This window comes from Enterovibrio qingdaonensis, from assembly GCF_028683135.1.
Classification (GTDB): domain Bacteria; phylum Pseudomonadota; class Gammaproteobacteria; order Enterobacterales; family Vibrionaceae; genus Enterovibrio; species Enterovibrio qingdaonensis.
The window spans coordinates 1-6697 of sequence record NZ_JAJUBB010000044.1 but is presented as its reverse complement, the minus strand read 5'-3'; the positions used below and the strand labels follow the sequence as shown (position 1 = coordinate 6697).

Sequence of the window (6697 nt, the reverse complement as noted above, 5' to 3'; positions counted from 1 at the left end):
TCTGATGAAAGTGCAGAACATCCAAGTTTACACCCACGATTCAATCGGTCTGGGTGAAGACGGTCCTACGCACCAGCCTGTTGAGCAAATCGCATCTCTGCGTCTGACACCAAACATGAGCACATGGCGTCCATGTGACCAAGTTGAGTCTGCGGTTGCTTGGAAATTGGCGATTGAGCGCAAAGACGGCCCAACCTCGCTGATCTTCTCGCGTCAGAATCTGGCACAACAAGATCGTTCAGCAGATCAAGTTACTGACATCGCGAAAGGCGGTTATGTTCTTGTAGATAGCGTCGGTCAACCTGAGCTTATCTTGATTGCAACTGGTTCAGAAATTGAACTGGCAGTCGAAGCGAGCAAAGCCCTGTCTGCACAAGGCTACAACGTTCGCGTTGTCTCTATGCCTTCGACAGATACGTTCGACAAGCAAGACGCTGCTTACCGTGAGTCTGTTCTTCCTTCAGACGTGACTGCACGTGTTGCAATCGAAGCGGGCATCGCTGACTTCTGGTACAAGTATGTTGGCTTTGACGGTCGCATCATCGGCATGACCACCTTTGGTGAGTCAGCACCTGCAGACCAGCTGTTCAAGATGTTCGGCTTCACCACTGAAAACGTGGTTGAGACAGCGAAAGAACTGCTTGCATAAGCACCAAAGCAACACTAAGAACCCGCCAACTGGCGGGTTTTTTTATTCTTACTTTCAATTAACTAGAGAACTTTAGTATCTCCTGAAAAAGTTTTTATGTGCCTTTCGTAAAGATTTAATGCGTCGTTAAGCAGGTCACTCTAACCTATTCTCAAGGCATCAAAACGTTCACAAGGAAATGAACAATGCCTTCAACCAAGCTCGCTAGCCAAACCTATATCGAGATGAACGTCGATTTCTCCACACCAGTGTTGATCAAAGGTGGTGACAACACTTATGGCCCAACCCCAATGGCTGGTGTAGAAAGAATGATGTTCGAACGGCGTGGTGACGAAATCGCCCGACGCGCTACATCATGCGTTCGTTATGCACCTGGAAGCTCGTTCAAACCACACAGTCACCCAGGTGGTGAGGAATATATTGTACTGCAAGGCACTTTTTCTGATGAAAACGGTGACTTTAGCCAAGGTATGTACGTGCGTAACCCAGTTGGTTCAACCCACGCCCCCTTAACAAAAGAAGGCTGTGAGATTTTTGTGAAGCTTTCACAATTACCCTCAACCGAGCCGGATTACTTTTACCTAAACACCAAAGAGACAGAGTGGACATCAGTGAATGAACACCACAAAACGCTGCCTCTTTGGAATTCTGACCTCGAAGAGACCGCCCTACACCAATTCAAAGCAGGCTTTGAGTCTGCCGAAGAAATCTTCAACAAGGTTGTTGAAATATTTGTACTTTCTGGTCGCGCAAACATCAATGGTTCTGGCTACGAAAAATATTCTTGGATGCGTTTCCCGCCGGCCACACCCATTACGATAACCACAGAAAGCGGGACCGTGGTCTACAGAAAAATTGGCTTAGGTGAAGTCCGCCTTTGACCCAAAAGCCCAACCAAACGAAGAAAAATTGAGAGCACCAAAAAATAGATAAGGAATAGTCATGTCTTCAGAAAATAAAATCACGCTATTTGAAACTACAGGCTTCCCAAACCCTGCCCGTATTCGAGCGGCACTCGCAGAAAAACAGGCTTTGAATGACGTAGAGTTTGTCGAAATCGATGTCATGAATCTAGAACATCGTACATCAGCATTCTACGCCATGAATCCGTTGGGGACCGTACCCGTATTGAAAACCGCAGAAGGCGTGTTTATTTCAGAGTCAACCGCCATCACAGAGTACATTGATGCCTATTTCGATGGCCCTTCACTGACGGGGGGAACGCCAATCTCACGGGGCATTATTCATATGATGCAGCGCCGCGCTGAGTCTCTGGTTATGGATGCGGTCGGTGCCTATTTCCACCATGCAACCGATGGTTTAGGGGCAGCGATTGAATCCTATCAATGTAGCGAGTGGGGACAGCACCAAAAACAACGTGCGCTGAATGGATTCGAATATTTCGATCGCCTATTGGCCAATCAACACTTTGTCGCTGGCGAGCAATTCTCAATGGCAGATATCACCTTGTTTTACGGATTAGCATTTGCAGACTTTGCGAAACTGAGCATCCCTACTTCGCTTACTCACCTCGTCGAATGGAGAGAACGAATGAGTACTCGCCCATGTTTTTCTCATCATTGAATCTGGACAAACAGTCATGAAAGTTCATCCCTTTTTTCATACCGAAACAGGCTCTTTCACCTATGTTGTTTCAGATAGTGGGCTTGCAATGATTATCGATCCGGTGCTGGACTACCGAGATGGAGAGATTGGCACATCATACATTGATGATATCTTAACGTTTATTGAAAAGAAGAGCCTAAAAATCAAATACATTTTCGACACGCATATTCACGCTGATCACTTGTCAGCTGCTGGATATATTAAGCATGCTGTCGGAGGAAAGACAGTCATTGGAAAGCGAATCTACGATGTATATGCACACTGGAAGAAAAAGTATGGGCTTACCCAACTTGTAGATTTTGATTACCTCGTGGATGACGCGTCACGCCTCAACTTCGGAAGTAGTGTTATCGAGGTAATTGAAACGCCAGGACACACCCCCTCGTGCGTCTCCTACAAGATAAACAATCACATTTTCGTTGGAGATACATTATTCTCGCCAGATAGAGGCACTTCACGCACCGACTTCCCAGGAGGCAGTGCTGAGTCTCTTTTTAGCTCTATCAAAAAACTCTATACACTACCAAATAACACCATCGTATATCTCTGCCACGACTATCCCCCTAACGGCTCATCACCTATCAGCAAGATCAGTTTGGGCTGGCAAAAAAAACGAAATGTCATGCTAAGGCAAGACACTTCAAAAAAAGAGTATGTTCTTATCCGAAATCGAAGGGATGATGGCCTTAAGCCGCCTCATTTACTCAGTATTGCTGTCCCATTCAATCTGACTTACCAACTACCAAAACATCCACATGAGGGCTGACATTGTCAGTCCTCATCTACTGACACTAATTCAGATCCTTAGATACTAGCCAATCACGAAAAACTGCAACGTTACCGCTAAGTGCCCTATCTTCTGGCCAAACGAGGTAGTAACAGAATTGGGAGCGAAGTTGGCTCTCAGCAAGGCCGAATGGGCAAATTAAGTCACCATTTTGCATCTCTTGGCTAATCATTTTTTCCCTGCCAAGGGCGATTCCACTGCCTCGAATGGCTAACTCAACCACACTTGAGAAGTTATTGATTTTGAGGCCATTCATTCTATCCGGCTCGACTACGTGTTTTTTTTCACACCACTCTTTCCAACTGGGATAACCAGGGCTGGATGCAACAGAAATATCATAAATTAAGGTTAAGCCCTGTAAAGAGTTTGGCATACCCTCATTGACGACCATTCTATCGAAATATTCTTTCGAACATACTGGGTATATATACTCAAACATCAGGTGTTGAGCAGCCAGCCCTTCCCACTGCCCCAAGCCATAACGGATTCCAATATCAATTCCTTTTTCAAGGTAATCAACCAGAGTCACATCCGTTTCCACTTGAATATCGAGCTCAGGATATTGAGACCAAAACTCGTCAAGCAACGGAAGAAGCCATTTGGATGCTATCGTTGGGCTGGCAGACACTACGATGACATTTTTATCTTTAATACCCCGCATTTTCTCTAATCCCATAGAGAGGTGCGTAATACCAGCTTGGATATCTGGAAGAGCCTGTCGAGCATTTTTGGTCAAGCTTAAACGCGCAGACCCAGAAGATGCTCGCTCAAACAGCTTAACGCCCAACCAATCTTCTAATTGTCTAACCTGCTGACCCACCGCCGCTGCTGTAACATTAAGCTCTTGTGCAGCTGTTGCAAAACTCAAATGCCTTGCTGACGCTTCAAATGCGCGGATCCCATTGAGATGTGAAACTCTGTTCGTTTTTGTTCTTTTTTTGTCATCCATGCTTAGACCCATTCAAAAGCCACCTAAACAATTATAGGTCGTGTGATTCTTTCTTCGATTTGTCCACAATTGAGGTTACTTCCATGCTGGTTGCATTAATATCCAACATGATCGTTCTAAATATTCGAATAAGTGACAATCTTCTTTGCTCTGCTTGCTAATTGCGACAGCACTCCTACTCGCTCTCACCGAAGTAAATAGCATTTCCCTATTTATTCAACACGACATACGACCAAAGTATTAGGTAAGCATAATCTATGCACATATCTATTTATCAATCAATTATAAGACTAATGTATCTTTTAAAAGCCATGTGAGCTTTTTTAAAACGAAAAATAATAATGATATTTTCTTGGACACTCTGCCTGAAAAGTTTCGTTACTACATGATTGAATAAAACAAATATTTCACCCACTCAAGTTTTTACTTGAAAAACACTGTTGCAACACATCAACAACGCCCTCTACCTCTCACTCCATGTTGTAGACCGAAAATATCATTCTTATTTCATTATCTTTTACCAACCAAACGGCATTCATTAGAGTTTACGAATGCAAACACACGCACAGCAATACAGTATGAAAATATCGGTCGAGATTTAAATGGCTATATTTCAATAATTTAAATAAATACCTGCTAACAAAAACCTCTTCGATGCGAATTTAAGATTCGAAAGACTCAGAAATCAAAAAATGAATGCCTAGTACTTATTTAGTCCTATTTTAAAATCCACCTAATTCTTGAAATCCACCGCCTCATATTTGAGACACCTCAATCCTTCTATAAAGCAAGCTGATGTTATACACCTATCCATCATAAGGATAATTATTACAAAAAATAACTCACCAATTGAACATGTGTATCTATTTCGGAGCGATATTATGGCGAACATCATCAAAGGAACGGAAGGAAACGACAAGCTAAAAGGCACCCCCGGCAAAGACATTATTTATGGCTATGGTGGAGATGACCATATTCAGGGTGATGGCGATACCGACTTTATATATGGCGGTGATGGTGATGACACCGTTATTGGTGGCGACGGTACTGACGAAGTCCACGGTGATGCAGGTAATGATTGGGTGCGTGGCGGTTTTGTTGATGACAACCTGTATGGAGATGATGGCGATGACCTCGTCGAAGGTGGCGAAGGGAATGACACATTAAGCGGCGGATCGGGCCAAGACCGTCTCTTCGGTGGTGAAGGCAACGACACAATAGATGCGGGAACTGGCGACGATAAAGTCCGTTCCGGTAATGGCAACGATGTCGCTCATGGTGGTGAAGGCAAAGATATTATCTTCGGCGAAGACGGTGATGATGAACTTCAAGGTGATGCTGGTAACGACATTCTCTGGGGTGGCGAAGGTGATGACACGTTAAACGGCGGCACCGGGAATGATGCACTTTGGGGCGGGAATGGTAACGACACCCTCAATGGAAATGACGGAGATGACGCACTCCATGGCGAAGCAGGGAATGATGCTCTAAATGGTGGTGCAGGTAACGACAATCTCTACGGCGGTACAGGTGACGATGATCTTGCTGGCGGTACAGGAAATGACACCCTTTTCGGTGGTGATGGCGTTGATCAGCTAAAAGGCGAAGACGGTGAAGATACGCTTTACGGTGGTCTCGGTGATGACAACTTAGATGGTGGCAATGACAACGACACCCTATATGGAAATGAAGGCGACGATACGCTGCTAGGCGGATCTGGCGATGATGTTCTCTATGGCGACTCTGGTCAAGAGGGTCCACCAATTGGCGGTGGCGATGAGGAACTTCATATACCGGGAGAAGAAAGTGCATCAGGTAACGATGGCAATGACGTTATCTATGCAGGCGAAGGCAACGACGATCTGTTTGGCGAAGGTGGTGACGATAAACTCTATGGCGAAACAGGTGACGACAAATTATACGGTGGTGAGGGCGTAGATACCCTTTCTGGTGGTCTTGGCGATGACATTCTTTATGGCGGTGAAGGCAACGACAACCTTGACGGCGGTTCCGAGAATGACTCTCTCTACGGTGAAAGTGGCGCAGACCGATTGGCTGGAGGAACTGGCGATGATTATCTTGATGGCGGTGCCGAAAATGATGTGCTTTACGGTCAAGATGGCAATGACACGCTTGTCGGCGGAACCGGAAATGATCACCTAGACGGTGGTAACCAAAACGACCGCCTGTTTGGTGGTGTTGGGAATGATGTACTCATTGGCGGCTCAGGTGACGACGAACTTGATGGCGGCGATGACAACGACAAGCTGTACGGCCAAGATGGCAACGACAACATAAAAGGTGGTGACGGAAACGATCATATTGAAGCAGGCAAAGGCAACGATACAGTCGACGGCGGTGCGGATAATGACGTTATCTATGGCCAAGATGGCAATGATACTCTTTCCGGCGGGACTGGCGATGACAGCATTGACGGTGGCACTGGCAATGACCGTGTGTACGGCAATGATGGTAACGATGGCCTCTCCGGTGGCGACGGCAACGACTACGTTAACGGCGGCACAGGCAACGACCGAATTTACGGCAACAACGGTGATGACCACTTAGTTGGCGAACACGGTGACGACCTGTTGGTTGGTGGTCACGGCAATGATTTACTCCAAGCGGGTGACGGCAACGACAAGCTTTACGGCGAATGGGGTAACGACCGCATTGATGGCGGAGC

The 6697-nt window shown here is 45.9% G+C and carries 6 protein-coding genes; 5 read left to right on the top strand and 1 reads right to left on the bottom strand.

What is annotated here, in order from left to right; translation table 11 throughout:
- The 4 genes from LRP49_RS24980 to LRP49_RS24965 form a co-directional block, all read left to right on the top strand.
- On the top strand, positions 1-649 hold a 649-nt coding region (locus LRP49_RS24980), incomplete at its 5' end, for a transketolase-like TK C-terminal-containing protein (RefSeq protein WP_274146363.1).
- 185 nt (positions 650-834) lie between these two features.
- A complete protein-coding gene (locus LRP49_RS24975; protein WP_274146362.1) occupies positions 835-1530 on the top strand; it encodes a cupin domain-containing protein in 696 nt (231 codons plus the stop codon).
- Positions 1531-1591: 61 nt separating this feature from the next.
- The gene (locus LRP49_RS24970; protein ID WP_274146360.1) at positions 1592-2233 is read left to right on the top strand and encodes a glutathione S-transferase family protein; all 642 of its coding nucleotides are present in this window, start codon (positions 1592-1594) and stop codon (positions 2231-2233) included.
- Positions 2234-2249: 16 nt separating this feature from the next.
- Entirely contained in the window at positions 2250-3041 is a 792-nt protein-coding gene (locus LRP49_RS24965) for an MBL fold metallo-hydrolase (RefSeq protein ID WP_274146358.1), read from the top strand.
- A 25-nt stretch (positions 3042-3066) separates the two neighbouring features.
- Here LRP49_RS24965 and LRP49_RS24960 read toward each other — a convergent pair whose 3' ends face one another.
- Positions 3067-4011, bottom strand: coding sequence for a LysR substrate-binding domain-containing protein (locus LRP49_RS24960; protein ID WP_274146356.1), 945 nt, complete (start codon positions 4009-4011; stop codon positions 3067-3069).
- Between the two features lie 881 nt (positions 4012-4892).
- Here LRP49_RS24960 and LRP49_RS24955 point away from each other — a divergent pair.
- Positions 4893-6697, top strand: a 1805-nt coding sequence (locus LRP49_RS24955) for a calcium-binding protein (protein ID WP_274146354.1), incomplete at its 3' end; no start/stop codon positions are given.

Coding starts and splice junctions, on each gene's coding strand:
- LRP49_RS24975 (WP_274146362.1), top strand. CDS start 835: ATGCCTTCAACCAAGCTCGCTAGCCAAACCTATATCGAGATGAACGTC.
- LRP49_RS24970 (WP_274146360.1), top strand. CDS start 1,592: ATGTCTTCAGAAAATAAAATCACGCTATTTGAAACTACAGGCTTCCCA.
- LRP49_RS24965 (WP_274146358.1), top strand. CDS start 2,250: ATGAAAGTTCATCCCTTTTTTCATACCGAAACAGGCTCTTTCACCTAT.
- LRP49_RS24960 (WP_274146356.1), bottom strand. CDS start 4,011: ATGGATGACAAAAAAAGAACAAAAACGAACAGAGTTTCACATCTCAAT.